A 2,194-nucleotide genomic window follows, 5' to 3' on the forward strand; every position below is an offset into this window, starting at 1 on the left:
TCACTCACACATCTTCATGCTGGGAGGAGAAAGCTATCGACTGAAAGAAAAGTTAACCAATTAACGCATCAGGTGGGTCAATTTTATTGGCCAAAGGTGGGTCAAAATAAATGGCCATTGACACCTTTCTATCAATGCCTTGCCTCTGGATCAAGCAGCCTGTTCTATTTTTGCCGGTTTCTTGATTTGTCTCTGCTTCTCGCAGTACTGTATAAGTATCAGTATCAGTATCAACTATTTTGGAGACTTTTCGATGCGCGTCAGTTACGTCAGTGAGTCCGGTGATTTCCCGGAAATGCCCTTGCCGCTTTACCTGGAGCGGGTTGCAGCGGGTTTTCCTTCTCCGGCTCAGGATTATGTGGAGCAGGCGCTGGACTTGAATCAACTACTGGTTAAACGTCCAGCTTCTACTTTTTTTGTTCGTGCTGAAGGGGATTCGATGATTGAAGCGGGAATCTTCCCGGATGATTTGCTGGTGGTGGATCGCTCTTTGAACGCTGCCGATGGCGATACGGTGATTGCCGGGTTCAATGGTGAGCTGACGGTTAAGCAACTCCAGCTGCACCCCACTCCGTGCCTGGTGCCTTGCAACTGCAATTATTCCCCGATTGTGATTCCTGAAGGGGCTGAGCTGGAGATCCTGGGTGTGGTGACCAATGTCATTCATCACATGAGGAAGTAGGCCATGCCGGTGTTTGCCCTGGTGGATTGCAATAACTTTTATGCCTCCTGCGAGAAGCTGTTTCGGCCTGATTTGAAGCACACGCCAGTGGTGGTGCTTTCCAATAACGATGGTTGTGTGGTGGCCCGTTCCAAAGAGGCTAAGGCGCTGGGCATCAAGATGGGTGTTCCGGTGTTCAAGATTCGCCATGAGATCGAACGCCATGGCATTGTGACCTTCTCTTCCAACTATGCCTTTTATGCGGATATGTCCCAGCGGGTGATGTCGATTCTGGAAGGGCTGGCCCCGCATGTGGAGGTCTATTCCATTGATGAAGCTTTTCTGGATCTGACCGGTGTTGAGGCCTGCACTTCACTGGAAGCCTTTGGGCAGCAGGTACGCGGTACGATTGGTCAATGGACGGGTATTCAAGTCTGTGTGGGCATTGCCCCCACCAAAACCCTGGCCAAGCTGGCCAACCATGGAGCCAAGTCTTACCCGGCCACTCAGGGGGTGGTGGATCTCACTGCTAAAGAACGCCAGCGCAAACTCATGGCCCTGCTGCCGGTAAATGAAGTCTGGGGCATTGGCGGCAAGCTCAAAGCTCGGCTGGAGTTAATGGGCATCAAAACTGCCCTGGCTCTGGCCGATGCCGACCCCCACATGATCCGCAAACGCTTTTCCGTGGTGGTTGAGAAAACCGTGCGGGAGCTGAATGGCATTGCCTGCCTGGGCCTGGAAGAAACCCCGGCGATCAAAAAAGAGATTGTCTGTTCGCGTTCATTTGGGGAGCGGATTACGGGTTTTCATGCCATGCGTGAAGCCATCAGTGAATACGCCACCCGAGGCGCTGAAAAACTGCGCGGTGAAGGCCGAATCGCCAAGCAACTGGCCGTGTTTATCCGTACCAGCCCCTTCAACAATCAGGAACCTCAGTACAGCAATGCTGCCACTCTGGAAATGGTCACTCCCACCGATGACACCCGCAGCCTGATTGAAGCCGCTCACCGGGGCCTGGAAACCATCTGGAAGGATGGGTTTCGTTATGCCAAGGGCGGCATTCTGCTTTCTGACTTTTACGACCCCTACTGCTACCAACCCGAGCTGTTTGATGATGTGAAGGACAAACCCAAGAGCAAAGAACTCATGCAGGCTCTGGATCACATCAACCAGAAAGGCTTGGGCAAAGTTTTCTTCGCTGCCCAGGGCATTCAGAAAGGCTGGAGCATGAAGCGGGATTACCTGTCACCGGCCTATACCACTCGCTGGAGTGATGTGCCTAGGGTAAAGTAGTTGTCAGCATTCCACCCGTTTCTACACAAGGAGGTTTTGTGTCTTTTGAAATTATCAAACCCGTCGATCACCTTCCCCTTGATCGTGCCTATTTTGATAAGCGGGTGCGCAGGTGACGTGGTCAAGGTTTTTGTGACACCCAGTTAAGCCGCTTCTTTCACTTCCGACCACTGCTGCTCAAAATGATTTGGGCTCATATAGCCCAGGTAGGAGTGCAGCCGCCTGCCGTTATAGAACATA

3 protein-coding genes are annotated in these 2,194 nt (G+C 52.1%); all 3 read left to right on the forward strand.

Going from position 1 to position 2,194, the window contains the following annotated elements:
• On the forward strand, positions 1-276 hold a 276-nt coding region (locus tag DFK18_RS14600), incomplete at its 5' end, for a hypothetical protein (protein WP_218563979.1).
• Positions 254-682 (forward strand): translesion error-prone DNA polymerase V autoproteolytic subunit, encoded by a 429-nt coding sequence (gene umuD, locus DFK18_RS14420; protein WP_114418977.1) that lies wholly within the window; start codon positions 254-256, stop codon positions 680-682. The genes DFK18_RS14600 and umuD, both read left to right, overlap by 23 nt.
• 3 nt (positions 683-685) lie before the next feature.
• Positions 686-1,954 carry a translesion error-prone DNA polymerase V subunit UmuC gene (gene umuC, locus DFK18_RS14425; protein WP_114418978.1) on the forward strand — a complete coding sequence of 423 codons (1,269 nt, stop codon included), beginning with the start codon at positions 686-688 and terminating at the stop codon, positions 1,952-1,954.
• Positions 1,955-2,194: the final 240 nt, after the last annotated feature.

Origin of the sequence: Marinospirillum perlucidum (assembly GCF_003336805.1) — a bacterium.
GTDB classification, from domain to species: Bacteria; Pseudomonadota; Gammaproteobacteria; order Pseudomonadales; family Halomonadaceae; genus Marinospirillum; species Marinospirillum perlucidum.

Bases quoted from the DNA above. Each gene is read 5' to 3' on its own strand.
- umuD (WP_114418977.1), top strand. From the start codon at position 254: ATGCGCGTCAGTTACGTCAGTGAGTCCGGTGATTTCCCGGAAATGCCC.
- umuC (WP_114418978.1), top strand. From the start codon at position 686: ATGCCGGTGTTTGCCCTGGTGGATTGCAATAACTTTTATGCCTCCTGC.